We start from the raw sequence: 20253 nt of genomic DNA, 5'->3' as shown, positions 1-20253 counted from the left end.
TCACCCCCAGGAGCACCCCGTGAACGAATCACCCCGCGTCGACTACCAGACCGAACCCTCGCGCTACCGTCACTGGAAGCTCTCCTTCGAGGGCCCCATCGCCACCCTGGCCGCCGATTTCAACGAGGACGCGGGCCTGCGCCCGGGCTACAAGCTCAAGCTCAACAGCTACGACCTCGGGGTGGACATCGAGCTGGCCGACGCTCTCAACCGCATCCGCTTCGAGCACCCCGAAGTGCGCACCGTGGTGCTCACCAGCCTCAAGGACCGGGTGTTCTGCTCCGGTGCCAACATCTTCATGCTGGGCCTGTCCAGCCACGCCTGGAAGGTCAACTTCTGCAAGTTCACCAACGAGACCCGCAACGGCATGGAGGACACCTCGCGCGACGGCGGGCTCAAGTTCCTCGCCGCCGTCAACGGCGCCTGCGCCGGCGGCGGCTACGAGCTGGCGCTGGCCTGCGACGAAATCCTGCTGGTCGACGACCGCTCCAGCGCGGTCAGCCTGCCCGAGGTTCCGCTGCTGGGCGTGCTGCCCGGCACGGGCGGACTCACGCGCATCACCGACAAGCGCCATGTGCGCCACGACCTCGCCGACATCTTCTGCACCACCGCCGAGGGCGTGCGCGGACGCAAGGCGCAGGAATGGCGCCTGGTCGACCACATCGCCAAGCCCGCCGTGTTCGCGCAGGCCGTGCGCGAACATGCGCTGCGACTGGCCGGCCTCAGCGACCGGCCCGAGGGTGTGCGCGGCGTGGCGCTGACACCGCTGCGCCGCGGCATCGAAACCGACGCGCTGGTCTATTCCACGGTGCGCGTGGACATCGACCGCACGCGGCGCACCGCCACCTTCACCCTGCAGGCCCCCGAGGGGGAGCAGCCGGCGGACACGGGCGACATCGAGGCGCTCGGGGCCGAGTGGTATGCGCTGCGCCTCGCGCGCGAGCTCGACGACGCCATCCTGTCCATGCGCACCAACGAACTCGACATCGGCACCTGGCTGATGCGCACCCGCGGCAGCGCCGCCAGGGTGGCCGAGCTCGACGCCCTGCTCATGGCCCATCGCGATCACTGGCTGGTGCGCGAGACCATCGGCATGCTGCGCCGTGCCTTCAGCCGCCTGGACGTGTCCTCGCGCAGCCTGTTCGCGCTGGCCGACGAGGGCTCGTGCTTCGCCGGCACCCTGCTCGAGCCGGCGCTGGCCTGCGACCGCATCTACCACCTCGCGCTGCCCGACGCACCCGAGCGCGCTCCCGCCATCACGCTGGGCGAGGCCAACTTCGGCCTGTACCCGATGGCCACCGGCCAGAGCCGTCTGGAGCGCCGCTTCTACGCCGAGGAGCAGCCCATGCAGGCGATGCACGACGCCGCCGGGCGCGCGCTGGACGCCGACTCCGCCTTCGCGCTGGGCCTGGTCACCAGCAAGCCCGACGACATCGACTGGGACGAGGAGATCCGCATCGCCATCGAGGAGCGCGTGGCCATGTCCCCCGACGCCCTCACCGGCATGGAAGCCAACCTGCGCTTCAACGGCCCGGAGACCATGCTCACCCGCGTGTTCGGGCGCCTGACGGCTTGGCAGAACTGGATTTTCCAGCGCCCCAACGCCGTCGGCGACAAGGGCGCGCTGAAGGTCTACGGCAAGGGCGAGAAAGCCGCCTTCGACTGGAACCGGGTTTGAACCAGACTTCACGGAGAGCATGATGTCCACCATCGACTACAGCAGCGCGATCCCCAACAACGTCAACCTCGCCGAGGACCGCACGCTGCAGCGCGCGCTCGAGCAGTGGCAGCCGAACTACCTGAACTGGTGGAACGACATGGGCCCGGACGGCTCGCGCGATTTCGACGTCTACCTGCGCACCGCCACCAGCGTGGACCCGCAGGGCTGGGCCCAGTTCGGCTACGTCAAGATGCCCGAATACCGCTGGGGCATTTTCCTGAACCCGGCCGAGAAGGAGCGCAAGATCCACTTCGGCGACCACATGGGCGAGAACGCCTGGCAGGACGTGCCCGGCGAGCACCGCGCGAACCTGCGGCGCATCATCGTCACCCAGGGCGACACCGAGCCGGCCTCGGTGGAGCAGCAGCGCCACCTGGGCCTGACCGCCCCCAGCCTGTACGACCTGCGCAACCTGTTCCAGGTCAACGTCGAGGAGGGCCGCCACCTGTGGGCCATGGTGTACCTGCTGCACAAGTACTTCGGCCGCGACGGCCGCGAGGAAGGCGAGGCCCTGCTCGAGCGCCGCAGCGGCCAGCAGGACAACCCGCGCATCCTGCAGGCCTTCAACGAGCCCACGCCCGACTGGCTGTCGTTCTTCATGTTCACCTACTTCACCGACCGCGACGGCAAGTTCCAGCTGTGCGCGCTGGCCGAGTCGGCCTTCGACCCGCTGGCGCGCACCACGCGCTTCATGCTCACCGAGGAGGCGCACCACATGTTCGTGGGCGAATCCGGGGTATCGCGGGTGATCCAGCGCACCTGCCAGGTGATGAACGAACTGGGCACCGAGGACCCCGCGAAGCTGCGCGCCGCCGGGGTGATCGACCTGCCCACGCTGCAGCGCTACCTGAACTTTCACTTCAGCGTGACCATCGACCTGTTCGGAGCCGATCAGTCGAGCAACGCCGCCATGTTCTACTCCAGCGGGCTCAAGGGGCGCTACGAGGAAGGCAAGCGCTGGGACGATCACCGCCTGCACGGCGACAGCTATCGCATCCTGCAGGTGCGCGGCGACGCGCTGGCGGAGCAGGAGGTGCCCATGCTCAACGCCCTCAACGAGGTGCTGCGCGACGACTACATCCGCGACAGCGTCGGCGGCGTGTCGCGCTGGAACAAGGTGATCGAGAAGGCCGGCATCGGCTTTCGCCTGTCCACCCCGCACAAGGCCTTCCACCGCAACATCGGCAGCCTGGCGGGGGTCAAGGTTTCCCCCGACGGACGCGTGGTGAGCGAGCAGGAGTGGAGCGCGAAGGTCGGCGAGTGGCTGCCCACGCCCTCCGACCGCGCCTTCGTCACCTCGCTGATGGGGCGCGTGGTCGAGCCCGGCAAGTACGCGAACTGGATCGCGCCGCCGATGGTGGGCATCAACCGCCAACCCATGGACTTCGAATACGTCCGTTTCAATTGACGGCCTTCAAGGCCGGGCTGGGCCCGGCCCGTTCCACCATGGACATGACCGACACCACGATCCTGCGCCAGCACCTGATCGACCCCGAGATCTGCATTCGCTGCAACACCTGCGAGGCCACCTGCCCGGTGGGGGCGATCACCCACGACAGCCGCAACTACGTGGTCGACGCGGCGCGTTGCAACGCCTGCATGGCCTGCGTGCCGCCCTGCCCCACCGGCGCCATCGACAACTGGCGCGAACTGCCGCGCGCCACGGCCTACGGCGTGGACGAACAGTTCGGCTGGGACGAACTGCCGCCGCAGAAGGAGCGCACGCCCGGCCCGGCGCCGGCGCCGGCCGCCGCCGAGCCCGCGGCTCCCACGCCGCGGGCCGCGGACGAAGCGGAGTTCCGCGCCACGACCTACGGGGCCGTGCTGCCTCCATGGTCGGCCGCGCATGCCTACACCAACCTGTACGGGCCGAAGTCGGCGCAGCGCTCGGTGACGGCCACCGTCACCGGCAACGTGCGCGTCACCGAGGCCGGGCACGACTACGACACCCACCACATCGTGCTGGACTTCGGCGCCATGCCCTTTCCGGTGCTGGAGGGCCAGTCGGTGGGCATCATCCCGCCGGGCACCGACGCGCAGGGGCGCGAGCACCATCCGCGCCAGTACTCGGTGGCCAGCGCGCGCAACGGCGAGCGCCCGGGCTACAACAACCTGTCGCTGACCGTCAAGCGCGTGCTCGAGGACCACCAGGGCCGCCCGGTGCGCGGCGTGGCCTCCAACTATCTGTGCGACCTTCGCGTGGGCGAACAGGTGCAGATCACCGGCCCCTTCGGTTCGAGCTTCCTGATGCCCAACCATCCGCGCTCGAACCTCGTGATGATCTGCACCGGCACCGGCAGCGCGCCGATGCGCGCGATGACCGAGTGGCGCCGGCGCCTGCGCCGCTCGGGCAAGTTCGACGGCGGGCGCCTGATGCTGTTCTTCGGCGCGCGCACCCAGGCGGAGCTGCCCTACTTCGGGCCGCTGCAAAGCCTGCCCAGGGATTTCATCGACATCCACCTGGCCTTCTCGCGCACGCCGGGAAGCCCCCGGCGCTACGTGCAGGACCTGATGCGCGAACGCGCGGCCGACCTCGGCGAGCTGCTGCGCGACGACAATACGCACATCTACGTCTGCGGCCTCAAGGCCATGGAAGAAGGCGTGGTGCTGGCCCTGCGCGACGTGGTCGCCCAGGCCGGCATGTCCTGGGAAAACACCGCGGCGGCCTGGAAGGAGCAGGGCCGCCTGCATCTGGAGACCTATTGATGTCGAGCACCGAAACCGCCGAACGCCCCTCCCCCGCCGGCACCGGCACCACCGGCTCGCCCGCGGCCACGCTGCGCGAGGCGCGCGTGCTGGTGGTGGGCGCCGGCATCATGGGCGCGGGCATCGCGCAGGTGGCGGCGCAGGCCGGGCACCGCGTGGCGCTGTTCGACGCACGCGAGGGCGCGGCGGCGCAGGCGCATGCCCGGCTCGGCGCCACCTTCGACACCCTGGTGGCCAAGGGGCGCCTGGCGGCGGAGCAGGCCCAGGCCGCGCTCGCGCGCATCCAGCCGGTGCAGGGCCTGGAGCAGGCGGCCGACTGCGGCCTGGTGATCGAGGCCATCGTCGAGCGGCTGGACGTCAAGCGCGAGCTGCTGGCGCAGCTCGAGGCGCTGGTGGATGCGCGCTGCGTGCTGGCCAGCAACACCTCCTCGCTGTCCATCACGGCGCTGGCACGCGACCTGAAGCATCCCCAGCGCCTGGTGGGCATGCACTTCTTCAACCCGGTGCCCCTGATGAAACTGGTCGAGGTGGTCAGCGGCCTGCGCACCGACCCGGGCGTGGCCGCGACGGTATTCGATCTGGCGCAGGCCTGGGGCAAGACCGCCGTGCACGCGCGCTCCACCCCCGGCTTCATCGTCAACCGCATCGCCCGGCCCTATTACGCCGAGACCCTGGCGCTGCTGCAGGAGCAGGCCGCCACGCCGCACGTCCTGGACGCCTGCCTGCGCGGCGCCGGCTTCCGCATGGGGCCTTGCGAACTGATGGACCTGATCGGCCACGACACCAACTTCGCGGTCACCCAGGCGGTGTACGAGGCGAACTTCTTCGACAAGCGCTTCCAGCCCTCGCTGGTGCAGCGCGAACTGGTCGACGGCGGCATGCTGGGGCGCAAGTCGGGCCGCGGGTTCTACGACCATGCGGCGGCCGCGCCGCAGGCGCTCCCGGCCGGCGCGGATCTTCCGGCGCCAGCGCCGGCCACCCGGGTGCTGGTGGCCGGCCGCGGCGCGCTGGCCGACCGCCTGGCCGCCGCTCTGCACGCCGCGGGGGTGGAGCACGGGCTCGACCCGCAGGCTGGCTGGTGCGGCCTGCGCGTGGACCAGGCCTGCCTGCGCCTGAGCGACGGCCGCGCCGCCACCGAACTCGGCGCCGAAGTGGCCGTGTTCGACCTTGCGCTGCGCGACGAACCGGGCCAGGCGCTGGCCTGGGCCCCCAGCGCCGACGCCTCGGCCGCCTGGTGCGAGCAGGCGCCGCGCTGGCTGCACCTGCTGGGCTGGCAGCCGCAGCGCCTGCGGGACGTGCCGGGCCTCGTGGTGGCGCGCACCCTCGCCATGCTGATCAACGAGGCCAGCGACGCGGTGCACCAGGGCGTGTGCTCCGAGCAGGGAGCCGACGACGCGATGCGCCTGGGCGTGAACTATCCCGCCGGGCCCTTCGAGTGGCTGGAGCGCTGGCGCGCGCTGGGCACGGCGGAGCCCTGCGAACTCCTGGACGCGCTCGACCGGCACTACCGCGGCGAGCGCTACCGCGTCAGTCCCGGCCTGCGCGCGCGCGCCTGGCGGGCTGCGCGCCTGGCCCGCTGAGGCGCGCTGAGGCGCGCGAAGCCGCGCGTCGGTCGCGCTTGTTGAGGGGGGTCAAGGCGGGCGTCGGCGCGCTCGCCTAGCCTGGGCTTGCGTGCCCCGAGGGCGCGGCATCTTGCCGCGGCCGATGCGCGCCGGTGTCGCCACCGCCACCCCGGAGAACTCGATGAACACCCGTCCCCGCCTGCTCGCCGCCGCGCTCGCCGCCCTCTTGCTGGCTCCCGCATGGACCGTCACCGCCCAGGCGCAGCCGCGCGAGCCGGTGATCTACGGCAGCCAGCTGATGACCCAGCAGGAGCGCCTCGAATACCGCGAGCGCCTGCGCAACACCCACACCGTGAAGGAGCGTGAACAGATCCGCCTGCAACACCATCGCGAAATGCAGGAGCGCGCACGCGAACGCGGCGTGACCCTGCCCGACGCCCCGCGGCGCTCCGTCGGCCCCGGCGCAGGTGCCGGTCCGCGCGGCTCCGGCATGGGCCCGGGCGGCTCCGGCATGGGCCCGGGCGGCGGCCTGGGCGGCGGCTCCGGTGGCGCGGGCGGCGGCTCCCGCTGAGCCTGGCGGCCCCCGGCGGCGCTTCTCGCCGCGATGCCTTTTGTTACATTCTTCGGCCCGGCGCTGTCGTCAGCGCCGGGCCGTGTCCGTTATAGCGCCATGTTCATCCGGAACCTGGAGTTCGGACATGATGAAGACAGCCCTGCTAGCCCTCGCCGCGGCGGCCGCGCTGGCCGCGCCCGCGGCGCAGGCCTCTCCCGTGTACTGGTCGGTCAATGTCGGCGTGCCCGGCGTCTGGGGCGGCGTGTACGCGCCGCCGCCGGTGGTGGTGGCCCCGCCACCGCGCGTGGTGTACTACCCCGGCTACGCGCCGGTGTACCGTCCCGTCTACCGCCCGGTCTATGGCTACCCCGGCCCCTGGGCCCATCCGTGGCACCGCCGCGGCGACCGCGACGACTGGCACGACCGCGACGACTGGCACCACGACCGCTGAGCCGGCAACGGCCCTGCGCATCCGGCGCCCGCGCCCAGGGGCTCGCCCCGGCCGGGCCCGGCGCTCAGGAGGCGGCCGCGTGCCGCGCCGGTTCCGCAGCCGCGTGATCGCGGTCCGGGCGCTGCCAGGGGTCGACGTGGGTCATCAGGTTGAGCACCCGGTGGCGCCGCAGCACCCGCTCGCGCGCCGACACTGCGATCTCGTGGCCCTGTTCCACGCTCAAGGAGGCGTCCACCTCGATGTGCGCGTCGGCCACGATCATGTCGCCCATCTTGCGCGTGCGCAGATCGTGCACGCCCTGCACTCCCGGGGTCTGCAGCAGCGTGTCGCGGATCGCCTGCACCTCCTGCTCGTCGACCGCTCGGTCCATCAGGTCGTGCAGCGCGTCCCAGGCGAAGCCCCAGCCCATGCGCGCGACCATGAGCCCAACGATCAGCGCCGCGATGGGGTCCAGCAGCGAGTAGCCGGCCAGGTTGCCGATCAGGCCCACCCCGACCACCAGCGAGGAGGCCGCGTCCGAGCGCGCATGCCAGGCATTGGCCACCAGCATGCTGGACTTGACCCGCTTGGCCGCCGCCAGCATGTAGCGGAACAGCCCCTCCTTGGCCAGCAGCGTGACTCCCGCCACCCACAGCGCCACCACGTGCACGCGCGCCACGCCGGCCGGGGACTCCAGCTTGAGCACCGCGGCCCACAGCATGCCGCAGCCCACCAGCAGCAGCAGCAGGCCCAGCGCCAGCGAGGCCCCGGTTTCGAAACGTTGATGTCCGTAGGGGTGCTCGAGGTCGGCGTCCTTGCGCCCATGGTGGCTGGCCAGCAGGACGACGAAATCGGCGACCAGGTCGGAGGCCGAATGCACGCCGTCGGCGACCAGGCCCTGCGAGCCCGACACCAGACCCACCAGCACCTGTCCCACCGACAGCACCAGGTTGACCGCCACGCTGACCCAGGTGCTGCGGCTGGCCACGCGCGCGCGCTCGGCCACGCTGCCGGGGCTGTCTTCGGATTGCGGGGCCAGGTCGTCGAATCGCATGGATCTGCTCGGGAGGAGTGCGCCAGCACGCATTGTCGCCGGTTCGCGCGCGCCGCCGCCCGGAATCGGCCGGCACGGGGCCGCCGGGGCCGAAAACCGGCTCTATCAGGCTATTGCAGCTATTGCACGATCTGCCAGGTCCCGTCGGGCTGCCGGCACGCCGTGCCGTACACGGTGTCGGCCTCGCCGCCGACCGTGGCGCGCATCCTGAACTCGCGGCAGGGGCCCTGCGCCGTCTCGTAGGTGCGCGTGGGAGTCACCGCGTAGCTGTCGCCCGTGTCGGGATTGCGCCAGCGGCCCGGGCTGCCCGTCGGATAGCTCTCGAACACCTGGGCCGCGCGCACCCGGTCCTGCTCGTCCATGTGGCGCCCGATGTTGGCGCCGGCCACGCTGCCCAGCAAGGCGCCGAGCACGACGGCCGCCACCTGGCCGGAGCCGCGTCCCACGGCCGAACCGGCCGCGGCCCCCACGGCGCCGCCGAGCAGGGCGCCGCTCTGCTCCTGGTTCATCGCGCAGCCGGCCGTCAGCGCGGCCGCGAGCGCCCAGGCGCCCAGGCGCAAGCTTCGCTGGTTCATGACTCTCTCCTGCAAAAAAAACAGGCACGGAGGGGGACACCGTGCCTGCAAAGTGCCCGGGAGCCGCACGACACCCGGGCCGCTCGCCAACCAATCGTTCAGGAGCCCAGGCCCAACACGCCCATCAGCTGCGGATCGGGCTGCTGCACGTGCCAGACACCGGGGAAATACGTGGCATACACGCCGGCCCAGCTTTCGGCCGCCGGATTCAGCGAGGACACCGTGATGGTCAGCCAGCCGCCGCGCAGGGCCTCGCGCTCCATGCCCACCGCGGTCACCGTCGAGCCGGCCGGAGCCGCCGGGTCGATGGCCGACATGTCGTCTCCCAGCGCGACCAGCTTGAACACCGCGCCCATGCCGTTGCCCGAAAGCGCCGAACCGTAGATGCCCGAGGCAGGGCCGCCGCCGCCGGCCGGCGGATTCAGAGCGCCCTTGAACAACACGCCGCGCGCTCCGTCCACCGCGGTGAAGGCCGAGGCGCGCCAGCGCGGCGGTTCGGCATCGGTGGGCCCGGAGGAGCCGCCCTCGCCGGACGATGCACCGCCGCTGCCCGAACCGCCCGAACCGCCCGAGCCCGAACCCGAGCCGGAACCCGAGCCGGAACCCGAACCGGTCGTGGCCGGCGCTCCGGAGAAGACCCAGAACAGCAGGTCCTGGAACTGCTCGCCGCTGCCGGCGCGCGCGGCCATCCAAAGCTTGCCGCTGTTGGTGTCATAGACGAAGATGCCCTGGTTCACCGGCTCGGGCAGGTTCGCCACGCCGCCCGGATACTGCCCGTTGCAGGCGTTGATCATGTCCTTGTTGCCGTCGGTCGGGCAGTTCAGCGCGATGGTGCGCATCTGCTGCGGATCCTGGGTGCCCCAGGCGCCCCAGAAGGACACGTAGCGTCCGTCGTAGCCCAGCCCTTCGCCGACCTGGCTGAAGGTCGGCGGGCTGCTGGCGCCGGCCATCGGCGGCAGCGGAGCACCGCTCGCGTCGGGCACCTGCGTATGGCCGATGGTCACCAGCGGGTGCAGCGTCGGATCGGGCGCGACGGGCGCGATGTACAAGCCACCGGCCGTGGGGGCATCCTCGTTGTCCAGGCCGACGAACACCACCTTGCCGCCCGCCGCGCTGGGCGGCGCGGTGGACCCGAAGGGCGTGGACGTACCCGGAATGGGAGTGGTCGAGTCCGCGATGCGCCGCACCGGCGAGTTCGCCGCGTTCAGGTCGCGGTAGTACACCCCGGTCCTGGAGGTGGTGCCGTCGGTGTAGTTGCCCTTGAACAGCACGTAGTGCCCCTGGGTCACGGTGGGCGAACCGGGGAACTGGTCGAAGCGCGTGCCCGGCGTCGTCGCCCCCGGCACCTGCATGTTGGCGAACTCCGGCACGCTGCCCAGCAGGTTCACGGCCGTGCCCAGGGCCTTGGACAGGGTGGCGTACACGCCGGAGGTTCCCAGCTGCGTCCCGTCGGCCAGGGTCCAGACCGGATTGGACTGGCCCCGCGTGGCGATCACCGCGGAATCGATGTCAATGCGCGGAATGGAGGGGAATTCGGTGAACTGAGCCGCGGTGCTGTTCGGGTCCGGCACCAGGGAGTTGGTGTCGGCCACGGTGTACAGGGTGGGCCTGGTCGCGCAGGCGTCCAGCGCGAACACGCCGCGCGACATGCCGCCGCTGCCGCTGCCGCCGGAGCCGCCACTGCTGCCTTCTTCGCCGCTGGCCTCGCGCGCGCGCCCCCGGAACACCACCATGCCCGAGCTGTTGACGGAGGGCTGGTTGTAGCTGAAAAAGGCCACGGACGCCGAGTCGGGAATCAGCGTGTCGTTGTTCGACAAGGTCTTCCAGGTGCCGGTGACGTCCTTGCCTGGCGTGCAGGCCACGAGCTGGTCGCCCGGCACGTAGGGCGTGTACGGCGTGACGCTGGATCCGCCGCCGCCGCAGGCCGCGAGCAAGGCGGAACCCAGGGCCGCGGAACCCAGCAAGGCAGTGCGGATGCTATGGGTCTTCATGATGGAACTCCCGATTTCCGGTGACTTTCGTGGCGCTCGGCGGGCGCGATGCGCCCGCCGCGAAGGCTCTCAGGCTGCGTCAACGGCTGATACGGTCGCGATCCTGATCCTGGTCGCGGTCGCGATCCTGGTCAGGCGTCTGGTCGCGGGTGCGATCCATGGTCTGGTCGCGAGTCTGGTCGCGGGTGCGGTCCATGGTCTGGTCGCGGGTCTGGTCGCGGGTGCGATCCCGCGTCTGGTCGCGCGTCTGATCGCGGGTGCGGTCCCGCGTCTGGTCCTGGGTCCTGTCGCGCGTCTGTTCGCGGGTCTGTTCGCGCGTACGCGTGCGCTCCACGTCCTGCTGCTGGCTCTGCGCCGGGGCCGCCTGGCCCGGGCCGGGCCCCTGGCCCGCGGCGCCCGCGGCTCCGATTCCGGCACCCGCGCCGGCACCGCCACCGCCCGCACCACCACCACCGCCCCCGCCACCGCCCCCGCCCCCGCCACTGGCGAAGGCCGCGAGCGGAAGCGCCAGTCCGGCGCACAACGCGGCCACCACCAGGCGGCGCGCGGGCGAGCTTTGTTTCTTGTCCATGATGAGCTCCTTCGGCTGCAGGATCGAATGACCCTCTGCACCCTTTGTAGGAGCCGTCACATTTTCTTACATTGTGCGAAATCAAGAACCTGGACTCCGGCCCATCGACCGGCGCCACTTCCTGCGCCAGATCAGCCTGGACGCCCGCAGCCCTTGAAATCCGGGGCGCTCATGTTCCGGGGGACCATGGTCCGGGAAGCGGTGGCGTCTGCCCTGCGAGCTCTCAATCGGCTCGCGCTCCCCGCAGGTAGGGTTCCAGCTCCATGCGGGCGATCTGGTCGCGGTGCACCTCGTCGGGGCCGTCGGCCAGGCGCAGCGTGCGCGCGTTGGCGTAGGCCTGCGCCAGCCCGAAATCCTGCGACACCCCGGCGCCGCCATGCGCCTGGATGGCCCAGTCGATGACCTGGCAGGCCATGTTCGGCGCCACCACCTTGATCATCGCGATGTCCCTGCGCGCCACCTTGTTGCCCAGGCGGTCCATGCGGTCGGCCGCGCACAGCACCAGCCAGCGCGCCTGGTCGATGCGCATGCGCGCCTCGGCGATGCGCTCGCGGATCACGCCCTGCTCGGCCAGGCTGCGTCCGAAGGCGCGCCGCGCCACGACGCGCCGGCACATGTCCTCCAGCGCGCGCTCGGCCAGGCCGATCAGGCGCATGCAATGGTGGATGCGCCCGGGACCCAGGCGCCCCTGCGCGATCTCGAAACCCCGGCCTTCGCCCAGCAGCATGTTGGAGGCCGGCACCCGAACGCCTTCGAAGCGCAGTTCGGCATGCCCGTGCGGGGCGTCGTCGAAGCCGAACACGTCCAGATGACGCAACACCTTCACGCCCGGGGCGTCCATCGGAACCAGGATCATCGACTGCCGGTGGTGGCGGTCCGAGTGCTCCGGATCCGTCTTGCCCATCACGATCAGGATCCTGCAGCGCGGATCGTTGGCCCCGGAAGTCCACCACTTGTGCGCGTCGATCACGTAGTCGTCGCCGTCGCGCCGGATGCTGGCCTGGATATTCGTGGCGTCGCTGGACGCCACCGCCGGCTCGGTCATGGCGAAACCCGAGCGGATCTCCCCGCGCAGCAGCGGCTCCAGCCAGCGCTGCTGCTGCTCGGGCGTGCCGTAGCGCTCCAGCACCTCCATGTTGCCGGTGTCGGGCGCCGAGCAGTTGCAGGCCTCGGGGGCCAGCGGCGAGCGCCCCATGATCTCGCACAGCGGCGCGTACTCCAGGTTGCTCAAGCCCGCGCCATGGCTCGAATCCGGCAGGAACAGGTTCCACAGGCCCTCGGCACGCGCCTGCTGCTTGATCTGCTCCATCACGCGGGTGGGCTGCCAGGCGTTGCCGGCCGCGCGGTTGGCCGCCACCTCGGCGGCGAACACGGCTTCGGCCGGGAGCACGTGGCGCTCCAGGAAGTCCTGCAGGCGCTGCTGCCATGCGCGGACCTTGGCTGAGTACTCGAAATCCATCGCGATCTCCGTTCAGCGTGCGCCGATGCGCTGCACCTGCGCCCACGCCGCCTCGGCCAGCGGGCGCGCGCGCGAACCCGCCTCCAGCGCCTGCGCGCTGGCCGCGTTGCCCTGCAACGCGCGCGCAAGCACGCCCTGCAGGATCGCCGCGAGGCGGAACATGTTGAAGGCCAGGAAGAATTCCCAGTCCTCGGGGCCCACCCGCGCGCGCCCGGTACGCGCGCAATAGGCCGCCACGTACTCGGCCTCGGAGGGAATGCCCAGGGCCGCCAGATCCTCCCCGGCCATGCCGCGGAACTGCCCGGGGCCCAGGCGCCAGGCCATGCAGTGGTAGGCGAAGTCGGCCAGCGGATGGCCCAGCGTGGACAACTCCCAGTCCAGCACCGCGAGCACGCGCGGCTCGACCGGATGGAAGATCAGGTTGTCCATGCGGAAGTCGCCATGCACCACGGCCACCTCGTCGCCTTCCGGAACATGCTCGGGCAGCCATTGCATCAGGTGCTCCATCGCCTCGAGCGGCTCGGTCTGGCTGGCGCGGTACTGCTGGCTCCAGCGCTCGATCTGGCGCACCACGTAGCGTCCGGGCTTGCCGTAGTCGCCCAGCCCCACGGCCGCCGGATCGACCCGGTGCAGCGCCGCGATGCTGCGGTTCATCGCGTCGAACAACTCGGCGCGCGCGCCCGGGCGCGCGCCCGGAAGGCGCGGGTCGAAGAAGATCCGGCCCTCGACCCAGTCCATTACGTAGAACATGGTGCCGATCACCGATTCGTCGGTGCACAGCAGGCGCATGCGCGGCACCGGCACCTCGCTGCCCGCCAGCGCCGACATCACGCGGTACTCGCGGTCCACCGCGTGCGCCGAGGGCAGCAGCCGGCCCGGCGGCTTGCGGCGCAGCACCCAGCGGCGCCCGCCGGCGTCGCCCAGCAGATAGGTGGGGTTGGACTGCCCGCCTTCGAACAGCGAGACCTGCAGCGGCAGGCGCAGCTCGGGCAGGCGCGCGGCCAGGTACTCGCCCAGGCGAGCGGTATCGAGGGCCAGGCTGCCGCCGGCCTCGCGCAGGCGCGCGGATCCCCCGCCCGCCCCGCTCGTGGGCCTCGCGCCCTTGCTCGCGTCGGCGCCCATGCCTCAGCCCACCCGCACCAGCTGCTTGCCGAAGTTCTCGCCGCGCAACATCCCGATGAAGGCCTCGGGCGCGCGCTCCAGGCCCTCGGCCACGCTCTCGCGCCAGCGCAGCTTGCCCGCCGCGGCCAGTTCCGCCAGTTCGCGCAGCGCCTGCGGCCACAGATCCATGTGTTCCGAGACGATGAAACCCTGCAGCTTCAGGCGCTGGATCAGCACCGCGCGCAGGTTGCGCATGGCATGGGGCTCGGTGGCGTTGTAGTCGGAGATCATGCCGCACAGGGCCACCCGGCCGAAGGGGCGCATCATGCCCAGCAGGCGGTCGAAGATCTCGCCGCCGACGTTCTCGAACAGGCAGTCCACGCCGTCGGGAAGCGCCGCGCGCAGGTCCTCGCCCAGGCGCCCGGCCTTGTAGTCCACGCAGGCGTCGAAGCCCAGTTCCCCGACCACGTAGGCGCACTTGGCCGGTCCGCCGGCCACGCCCACGACGCGGCAACCGCGCGCCTTGGCGAGCTGGCCGACCAAGGCCCCCACCGCGCCTGAGGCGGACGTCACCACCACGGTCTCGCCGGCGCGGGGCTCGCACAGGCGCAACAGCCCGTACCACGCGGTCACGCCGGGCATGCCCAGCGCCCCCAGGTACGCCTGCAGGGGCACGCGCGTGTCGTCCACCTTCATCAGCGCGCGCGCCGGCGCGCAGCCGTAGCGCTGCCAGCCGAGCATGCCCACCACCTTGTCGCCGGCGCGCAGGTCCGGATGGCGCGACTCCACCACCTCGCCGGCGGTGCCGCCGATCATCACCGCGCCCAGCGCCACCGGCTCGGCGTAGGACTTGGCGTCCGACATGCGTCCGCGCATGTAGGGGTCCAGCGACAGCCACAGGTTGCGCACCAGCACCTCGCCGTCGCCGGGCCGCGGCATCGGCGAGCTCTGGATCTTGAAATGACGCGGCTCGGGCCAGCCGACCGGGCGTTCGGCCAGCAGGATCTGCAGGTTGTCGGTGTTCATGAGGTCTCCGGAAAATGCTTCGCGAACCATGCCGGCAACGAGCCGGCGTCGTGCAAACGGGCCGCAGCGGGCCTCAGGTGTCGTGGAAGCGCGCGCCGCGCGCGGCCAGGCCGGCCAGCCAGGGAGCCGGCTCCCAGAAGGCGGCGTCGCCGCCGGGTTGCGCGGCGAACTCGCGCATGCGCCGCGCAACCATGTAGCTGCCCTGCATGTCGGCCCACAGCAGCGGCCCCCCGCGCCACACCGGAAAGCCGTAGCCGGCCAGATACACCATGTCGATGTCGGACGCGCGCTGCGCGATGCCTTCCTCGAGGATGCGCGCGGCCTCGTTGACCAGGGCGTAGATGCAGCGCTCGACGATCTCGCGATCGCTCACCGCACGGGCGCGCACGCCGATGTCGTGGCGGTACTGGCGGATCAGCGCGTCCACCTCGGGGTCGGGCAGCGCTTCGCGGCTGCCGCTCTCGTAGCGGTACCAGCCGGCGCCGGTCTTCTGCCCGAAGCGCCCGAGCTCGCACAGGCGGTCGGCCAGGCGGGAGTAGCGCACCTGCGGCTTGTCCACGTAACGCCGCTTGCGGATGGCCCAGCCGATGTCGTTGCCGGCCAGGTCGCTCATGCGGAACGGCCCCATGGCCATGCCCCAGTCCTCCAGCGCGCGGTCCACCTGCTGCGGCGAGGCGCCCTCCTCCACCAGGAAATGGGCCATGCGCCCGTAATGCTCCAGCATGCGGTTGCCGATGAAGCCGTCGCACACGCCCGACACCACCGCGGTCTTGCCGATGCCGCGGGCCAGGCGCATGACCGTGGCCAGCACCTCGGGCGACGTGGCCTTGCCGCGCACCACCTCCAGCAGTCTCATCACGTTGGCGGGACTGAAGAAATGCATGCCCACCACGTCGGCCGGCCGGCGCGTGAAGGCGGCGATCGCGTCCAGGTCCAGCGTGGAGGTGTTGGAGGCCAGGATCGCCCCCTCGCGCGCCACCGCGTCCAGGCGCTCGAACACCTCGCGCTTGACCTGCAGGTCCTCGAACACGGCTTCCACGATCAGGTCGCAAGGCGCCAGCGCCTCGAAGTCCAGGCTGGGGCGCAGCAGCGCCATGCGCTTCTCAAGCTCCTGCGCGCTCAGGCGCCCCCGGCGCGCCGAGTTCTCGTAGTTCGCGCGCACCGTGGCCAGGCCGCGCTCCAGCGCCTCCTGGCGGGCCTCCACCAGCACCACCGGGATGCCGGCATTGAGAAAGTTCATCGCGATGCCGCCGCCCATGGTGCCGGCACCGACGACGCCGACCAGGCGCACCGGGCGCACCGGCGTATCCGCCGGCACCCCGCGCAGGTGCGCGGCCGCGCGCTCGGCGAAGAAGGCATGGCGCATCGCATGGGATTCGGGCGTGGCCAGCAGGGCGAAGAACAGCCAGCGCTCGAGCTCCATGCCCGCGTCGAAGTCCCCCAGGCTGGCGGCCACCGCGTCGATCGCGTGCAGGCGTGCCGGCTGCCGCGGGTACTGGCGCCGCGCCACCTCGCGGCGCGCGGCCAGCAATTCCTGCGCAGCCCCCGGCGCGTCGGGCACCGCGAGCTCGCGCAGGCGCGGGCGCTCACCGGCGTGCGCCAGCCGGCGAGCCAGCGCGCAGGCGGCGCCCAGCAGGTCCTCGTCGACCACCGCATCGAACAGCGCGGCTTCGCGCAACTGCCCCGCCGGCACGGCTTCGCCCGAGACGATCAGGTCCAGCGCACGCGCCAGGCCCAGCGCACGCGGCAGGCGCTGCGTTCCGCCGCTGCCCGGCAGCAGGCCCAGCTTGACCTCGGGCAGGCCGACCAGCGCGCCGGCCAGCGCGACGCGCCCGTGGCAGGCCAGCGAGAATTCGAGTCCGCCGCCCATGCAGGTGCCGTGGATCGCCGCGACCACCGGCTTCGGGCTGTGCTCGGCCACCTGCAGCACGTCCAGCAGGTGCGGCGAGGCCACCATCTCGGGCTTGCCGAATTCGCGGATGTCCGCGCCCCCGCTGAACAGCTGGCCGGCGCCGGTGACCACGATCGCCCGCACCTGCGGGTCGGCGGCGGCGGCGTCGAGGGCCTCGATCAGCAGCCGGCGCTGCTCCAGCCCGAAGCCGTTGACCGGCGGGTTGTCCAGCGTGAGCACGGCGACGCCGGCGTCGAGACGACTGTGGACCTTGGGCATGGTGTCTCCTGGCGGTTGGGAGGGAAGCGGCTCGGGATGGCTGCGCAAGGCCTCTCAGGCGTGCACGGACTGGCGCAGGCGCTCGGCCAGGCCCAGCAGCCGCGGGCGAGCCTGTTCGAGCAGGAAGGCGGGCGTGAGCTGGAAAGCCGGCCCCCCGCAGTTGATGGCCATGCGCGGCATGCCGGGCCCGGCCTCCACGGCCACCGCGATGGCGTTCACGTCGGGCTGCCAGTCGCCGAAGGAGCAGGCGCAGCCGAGCTCGCGCTGCTCGCGCAGCGAGCGCTCGATGCCGGCGCGCAATTGCGGCCAGTGCTCGCCTTCCTGCGCGGCCAGCTCCTCCAGCAGGGGAGCGCGCTCGGCCTCGGGCGCCGCCGCCAGCCAGGCGCGCCCCATCGCGGTACTGCCCAGCGGAATGCGCGAGCCCACGTCCAGGCTCAGGGTCAGCGCCGAAGGGCTGCGGCAGTTCTCCACGTAGATCATCGACAGGCGGTCGCGCAGGCCCAGCGAGACCATGGTGCCGGTGGCGTCCGCCAGCTGCTGCATCCACGGCCGCGCCAGCTGGCGCATGTCCATGCGCGCCAGCACGCTGCTTCCCAGGGCCAGCGTGGCGCTTCCCAGCCGGTACCTGCCGCTGTCCTCGTCCTGGCTCAGGTAGCCCAGGCGGGTCAGGGTGTAGGTCAGGCGCGAAACCGTGGACTTGGGCAGCGCGCAGCGCCGCGCGATGTCCTGATTGCCCAAAGCGCGGTCGCGCGAGCGAAAACACGCGAGCACGTCGAGGCCGCGCGCCAGCGCGGTGACGAACTGGCGCTCGTCCCCGCCCTGCGCTGCGCCCGGCGAGCCCGGCTCCGCCATCCGGCCCGAGCCCTTGCGGCCTGCATCCATGGTCCTCGCTCCCTGCGGCGGGCCGGGCCCGGCAGCCTTGACAGCCCCTGGACCCGACGGAAGAATGGGCCCATTCTAGCCACATGGAACATTGTTCCGCACAGCGGTTCTGCAAGTCCGGCCCGCATTTCCCTGCCGCATGGAACTCGACATCCTCCCCGAACTGGCCGGACTGCGCGATGAACTGCGCCGCACGCTGCGCGAACTGCTGCCCGAGGAGCTGCGGCGCAAGGTGCTGCTGGGCCGCCGCCTGGGGCGCGAGGACTACCTAGGCTGGCAACGCCTGCTGTACGGGCAGGGGCTGGGCGCCGTCCACTGGCCTGGCGAATGGGGCGGCCGCGGCTGGAGCGCCGCGCAAAGCGCCGTGTTCGACGAGGAATGCGCGCGCCTGGGGGCGCCGCGCCAGTTGCCCTTCGGGCTCAAGATGCTCGCCCCCGTGCTGCTGCGCTTCGGCACGCCCGAGCAGCGCGCACGCCTGCTGCCTCCCATCGTCGAGGGCCGCAGCTGGTGGTGCCAGGGCTACTCCGAGCCCGGCGCCGGCTCCGACCTGGCCTCGCTGAAGACCCGCGCGCGCCCCGACGGCGACGGCTTCGTGCTGCAGGGCCAGAAGACCTGGACCACGCTGGCGCAACATGCGGACTGGATGTTCTGCCTGGCCCGCACCGACCCTGAGGCCAAGCCTCAAAGCGGCATTTCCTTTTTGCTGGTGAACATGCGCAGCCCCGGCGTGCGGGTGCGGCCGATCCGCCTGCTCGACGGCGAGCACGAGGTCAACGAAGTCTGGCTGGACGATGTGCGCGTGCCGCGCGAGAACCTGGTCGGGGACTTGCACCAGGGCTGGACGGTGGCCAAGTACCTGCTCGGGCACGAACGCGCCAACATCGCCGGCGTGGGCATCATCCGGCGCGAGCTGGACCGCCTGCGCGAGCTCGCGGGCGCGCAGGCGCTGCTGGCGCCCGACATCGCCGAACTGGAGATCGATCTGCTGGCGCTCGAGGCCACGCAGGCGCGCATGCTCGGCGGCGACGGCCCGCCGGGCGCGCAGGCCTCCATGCTCAAGGTGCTGGGCAGCCGGCTGCAGCAACGCGTCAGTGAACTGTTGCTGCGCGCCGCCGGCGCCCGCGCGCTGCCCTTCGAGCCCGAGGCCTTCGAGCCGCCGCCCGGTTTCGAGCCGGTGGCCGGCGAGGACTTCGCGCTGCTGGCGGCGCAGTACGCGAACTGGCGCAAGGTCTCGATCTACGGCGGCAGCAACGAGATCCAGTGCAACATCCTGGCGCGCGCGCTGGGCCTCGACGGCGGCCGGGACTAGTCCGCATGGAAGCCACCGAACAACAGCGCATGCTCGGAGATTCGCTGCTGCGCTTCACGCAGCGCGAGTACGGCTTCGAGCAGCGCCGGCGCGCGTTGCGCGAAGGCGGCTTCGACCCCGCGCGCTGGCAGTCCCTGTGCGAACTGGGTCTGCCGGCGCTGCTGGTGCCGCGCGAGCACGGCGGGCTGCAGGCCCCGCTGGCCGACGCGCTGCACGCCCTGGAGTGCCTGGGGCCGGCGCTGGTGCTGGAGCCGGTGCTGGGCAGCTGCGTGCTGGCCACGCGGCTGCTCGCGCGCGCCGGCGGCCCGGCGCCGGCGCAGTGGCTCGCGCGGCTGGCCGAAGGCGCCGTCGCCGCCGTCGCGCTGTTCGAGCCAGGCACCGGTTTCGACCACGGCGCCCCCGGCTGCAGCGCCCGCGCCGAGGCCGGGGGCTGGGTGCTCGACGGCGCCAAGAGCCTGGTGCTGCAGGGCGAACATGCGCAGTTGCTGCTGATCTGGGCGCGCTGCGAGGACGGCGGCCCGGGCTGGTTCGCCGTACCCGCCACGGCGCCAGGCCTGGAGTTGCGCGCCTACGGGCTGCTGGACGGGCAGCGCGCCGCCGATGTGCGCCTGCGCGGCGTGCGCGTGGAGGCCGCGGCGCGGCTGCACGGCGACGCCCGCCAGCTCGCCGAGGAACTGCGCGACCTCTGGCTGGCCGCCATCTGCTCGGACGCCGTCGGCGTCATGCAGGCCGCGCTCGATGCCACCGTCGCCCATCTCAACACCCGCGTGCAGTTCGGCCGCCCGCTGGCCGCGCAACAGGTGCTGCGCCACGCCGCGGCCGGCATGTGGATGGAACTGGAACAGGCGCGCTCCATGGCCTGGCTGGCCGCGCGCCAGCTCGAGACCGCGGCGCCGGCGCAGCGCGCCCGCCTGCTCGCGGCGGTCAAGTCCCGCGTCGGGCGCGCCTGCCGCGAAGTGTCGCAAGGCACCGTGCAATTGCACGGCGGCATCGGGCTGAGCGACGAGCTGCCGCTCAGCCACGGATTCAAGCGCCTGAGCCTGGCCGAACTCTGGCTGGGCGACAGCCGCCAGCAGCTCATGCGCTACCTGGGCACGCAGACCGGCGAGCCGGCCTGAGCCCTTCCCCGTCCGGCCCCCACCAC

17 protein-coding genes are annotated in these 20253 nt (G+C 72.0%); 8 read left to right on the top strand and 9 right to left on the bottom strand.

Annotated elements, in window-relative coordinates:
- Positions 1-19 precede the first annotated feature (19 nt).
- The 6 genes from boxC (at position 20) to D466_RS20940 (ending at position 6992) form a co-directional block, all read left to right on the top strand.
- Positions 20-1678, top strand: coding sequence for a 2,3-epoxybenzoyl-CoA dihydrolase (gene boxC / locus D466_RS0107055; protein ID WP_018913010.1), 1659 nt, complete (start codon positions 20-22; stop codon positions 1676-1678).
- 22 nt (positions 1679-1700) lie between these two features.
- Positions 1701-3128, top strand: a complete 1428-nt coding sequence (gene boxB / locus D466_RS0107050; RefSeq protein WP_018913009.1) for a benzoyl-CoA 2,3-epoxidase subunit BoxB — start codon at positions 1701-1703, stop codon at positions 3126-3128.
- Positions 3129-3166: 38 nt separating this feature from the next.
- Positions 3167-4426 (top strand): benzoyl-CoA 2,3-epoxidase subunit BoxA, encoded by a 1260-nt coding sequence (boxA, locus tag D466_RS0107045; RefSeq protein ID WP_026284993.1) that lies wholly within the window; start codon positions 3167-3169, stop codon positions 4424-4426.
- On the top strand, positions 4426-6006 hold the full coding sequence (locus D466_RS0107040; RefSeq protein ID WP_018913007.1) for a 3-hydroxyacyl-CoA dehydrogenase: 1581 nt from the start codon (positions 4426-4428) through the stop codon (positions 6004-6006). Before boxA ends, D466_RS0107040 begins: the two co-directional genes overlap by 1 nt.
- A gap of 163 nt (positions 6007-6169) precedes the next feature.
- On the top strand, positions 6170-6559 hold the full coding sequence (locus tag D466_RS23855; protein WP_018913006.1) for a hypothetical protein: 390 nt from the start codon (positions 6170-6172) through the stop codon (positions 6557-6559).
- Between the two features lie 127 nt (positions 6560-6686).
- The gene (locus tag D466_RS20940) at positions 6687-6992 is read left to right on the top strand and encodes a hypothetical protein (protein WP_018913005.1); all 306 of its coding nucleotides are present in this window, start codon (positions 6687-6689) and stop codon (positions 6990-6992) included.
- Positions 6993-7056: 64 nt separating this feature from the next.
- Here the strand turns inward: D466_RS20940 and D466_RS20935 are convergent, their stop codons facing one another.
- The 9 genes from D466_RS20935 to D466_RS0106980 form a co-directional block, all read right to left on the bottom strand.
- The gene (locus D466_RS20935; protein WP_018913004.1) at positions 7057-8025 is read right to left on the bottom strand and encodes a cation diffusion facilitator family transporter; all 969 of its coding nucleotides are present in this window, start codon (positions 8023-8025) and stop codon (positions 7057-7059) included.
- A 119-nt stretch (positions 8026-8144) separates the two neighbouring features.
- The gene (locus tag D466_RS0107020) at positions 8145-8600 is read right to left on the bottom strand and encodes an RT0821/Lpp0805 family surface protein (RefSeq protein ID WP_018913003.1); all 456 of its coding nucleotides are present in this window, start codon (positions 8598-8600) and stop codon (positions 8145-8147) included.
- Between the two features lie 98 nt (positions 8601-8698).
- Positions 8699-10591, bottom strand: coding sequence for a hypothetical protein (locus tag D466_RS20930; protein WP_051083696.1), 1893 nt, complete (start codon positions 10589-10591; stop codon positions 8699-8701).
- A gap of 79 nt (positions 10592-10670) precedes the next feature.
- The gene (locus D466_RS23850) at positions 10671-11162 is read right to left on the bottom strand and encodes a hypothetical protein (RefSeq protein WP_051083695.1); all 492 of its coding nucleotides are present in this window, start codon (positions 11160-11162) and stop codon (positions 10671-10673) included.
- A gap of 223 nt (positions 11163-11385) precedes the next feature.
- Positions 11386-12621: an acyl-CoA dehydrogenase family protein gene (locus D466_RS0107000; protein ID WP_018913002.1), complete on the bottom strand. Its 1236-nt coding sequence runs from the start codon at positions 12619-12621 to the stop codon at positions 11386-11388.
- A 12-nt stretch (positions 12622-12633) separates the two neighbouring features.
- On the bottom strand, positions 12634-13743 hold the full coding sequence (locus tag D466_RS0106995; RefSeq protein ID WP_018913001.1) for a phosphotransferase: 1110 nt from the start codon (positions 13741-13743) through the stop codon (positions 12634-12636).
- Between the two features lie 3 nt (positions 13744-13746).
- A complete protein-coding gene (locus tag D466_RS0106990; RefSeq protein WP_018913000.1) occupies positions 13747-14748 on the bottom strand; it encodes an NADP-dependent oxidoreductase in 1002 nt (333 codons plus the stop codon).
- Positions 14749-14821: 73 nt separating this feature from the next.
- Positions 14822-16918: a 3-hydroxyacyl-CoA dehydrogenase NAD-binding domain-containing protein gene (locus D466_RS0106985; protein WP_018912999.1), complete on the bottom strand. Its 2097-nt coding sequence runs from the start codon at positions 16916-16918 to the stop codon at positions 14822-14824.
- A gap of 54 nt (positions 16919-16972) precedes the next feature.
- Entirely contained in the window at positions 16973-17770 is a 798-nt protein-coding gene (locus D466_RS0106980) for an IclR family transcriptional regulator (protein WP_018912998.1), read from the bottom strand.
- 169 nt (positions 17771-17939) lie between these two features.
- Here D466_RS0106980 and D466_RS0106975 point away from each other — a divergent pair, with 169 nt between their 5' ends.
- Together D466_RS0106975 and D466_RS0106970 are read left to right on the top strand one after the other, a co-directional pair.
- Entirely contained in the window at positions 17940-19109 is a 1170-nt protein-coding gene (locus D466_RS0106975) for an acyl-CoA dehydrogenase family protein (protein ID WP_018912997.1), read from the top strand.
- Positions 19110-19114: 5 nt separating this feature from the next.
- On the top strand, positions 19115-20227 hold the full coding sequence (locus D466_RS0106970) for an acyl-CoA dehydrogenase family protein (protein WP_018912996.1): 1113 nt from the start codon (positions 19115-19117) through the stop codon (positions 20225-20227).
- Positions 20228-20253: the final 26 nt, after the last annotated feature.

It is taken from the genome of Thiomonas sp. FB-6, assembly GCF_000377645.1.
Taxonomy (GTDB): Bacteria; Pseudomonadota; Gammaproteobacteria; order Burkholderiales; family Burkholderiaceae_C; genus Thiomonas_A.
This window is presented reverse-complemented; position numbering and strand designations above follow the sequence as displayed.

Excerpts from the sequence above, each read along its gene's own strand:
- D466_RS23855 (WP_018913006.1), top strand. The coding sequence starts at position 6,170 with ATGAACACCCGTCCCCGCCTGCTCGCCGCCGCGCTCGCCGCCCTCTTG.
- D466_RS0106975 (WP_018912997.1), top strand. The coding sequence starts at position 17,940 with ATGGAACTCGACATCCTCCCCGAACTGGCCGGACTGCGCGATGAACTG.
- D466_RS0106990 (WP_018913000.1), bottom strand. The coding sequence starts at position 14,748 with ATGAACACCGACAACCTGCAGATCCTGCTGGCCGAACGCCCGGTCGGC.
- D466_RS20940 (WP_018913005.1), top strand. The coding sequence starts at position 6,687 with ATGATGAAGACAGCCCTGCTAGCCCTCGCCGCGGCGGCCGCGCTGGCC.
- D466_RS0106980 (WP_018912998.1), bottom strand. The coding sequence starts at position 17,770 with ATGGCGGAGCCGGGCTCGCCGGGCGCAGCGCAGGGCGGGGACGAGCGC.
- D466_RS0106985 (WP_018912999.1), bottom strand. The coding sequence starts at position 16,918 with ATGCCCAAGGTCCACAGTCGTCTCGACGCCGGCGTCGCCGTGCTCACG.
- D466_RS20935 (WP_018913004.1), bottom strand. The coding sequence starts at position 8,025 with ATGCGATTCGACGACCTGGCCCCGCAATCCGAAGACAGCCCCGGCAGC.
- D466_RS23850 (WP_051083695.1), bottom strand. The coding sequence starts at position 11,162 with ATGGACAAGAAACAAAGCTCGCCCGCGCGCCGCCTGGTGGTGGCCGCG.
- D466_RS0107020 (WP_018913003.1), bottom strand. The coding sequence starts at position 8,600 with ATGAACCAGCGAAGCTTGCGCCTGGGCGCCTGGGCGCTCGCGGCCGCG.
- D466_RS0107040 (WP_018913007.1), top strand. The coding sequence starts at position 4,426 with ATGTCGAGCACCGAAACCGCCGAACGCCCCTCCCCCGCCGGCACCGGC.
- boxB (WP_018913009.1), top strand. The coding sequence starts at position 1,701 with ATGTCCACCATCGACTACAGCAGCGCGATCCCCAACAACGTCAACCTC.
- boxA (WP_026284993.1), top strand. The coding sequence starts at position 3,167 with ATGGACATGACCGACACCACGATCCTGCGCCAGCACCTGATCGACCCC.
- D466_RS0106995 (WP_018913001.1), bottom strand. The coding sequence starts at position 13,743 with ATGGGCGCCGACGCGAGCAAGGGCGCGAGGCCCACGAGCGGGGCGGGC.
- D466_RS20930 (WP_051083696.1), bottom strand. The coding sequence starts at position 10,591 with ATGAAGACCCATAGCATCCGCACTGCCTTGCTGGGTTCCGCGGCCCTG.
- D466_RS0106970 (WP_018912996.1), top strand. The coding sequence starts at position 19,115 with ATGGAAGCCACCGAACAACAGCGCATGCTCGGAGATTCGCTGCTGCGC.
- D466_RS0107000 (WP_018913002.1), bottom strand. The coding sequence starts at position 12,621 with ATGGATTTCGAGTACTCAGCCAAGGTCCGCGCATGGCAGCAGCGCCTG.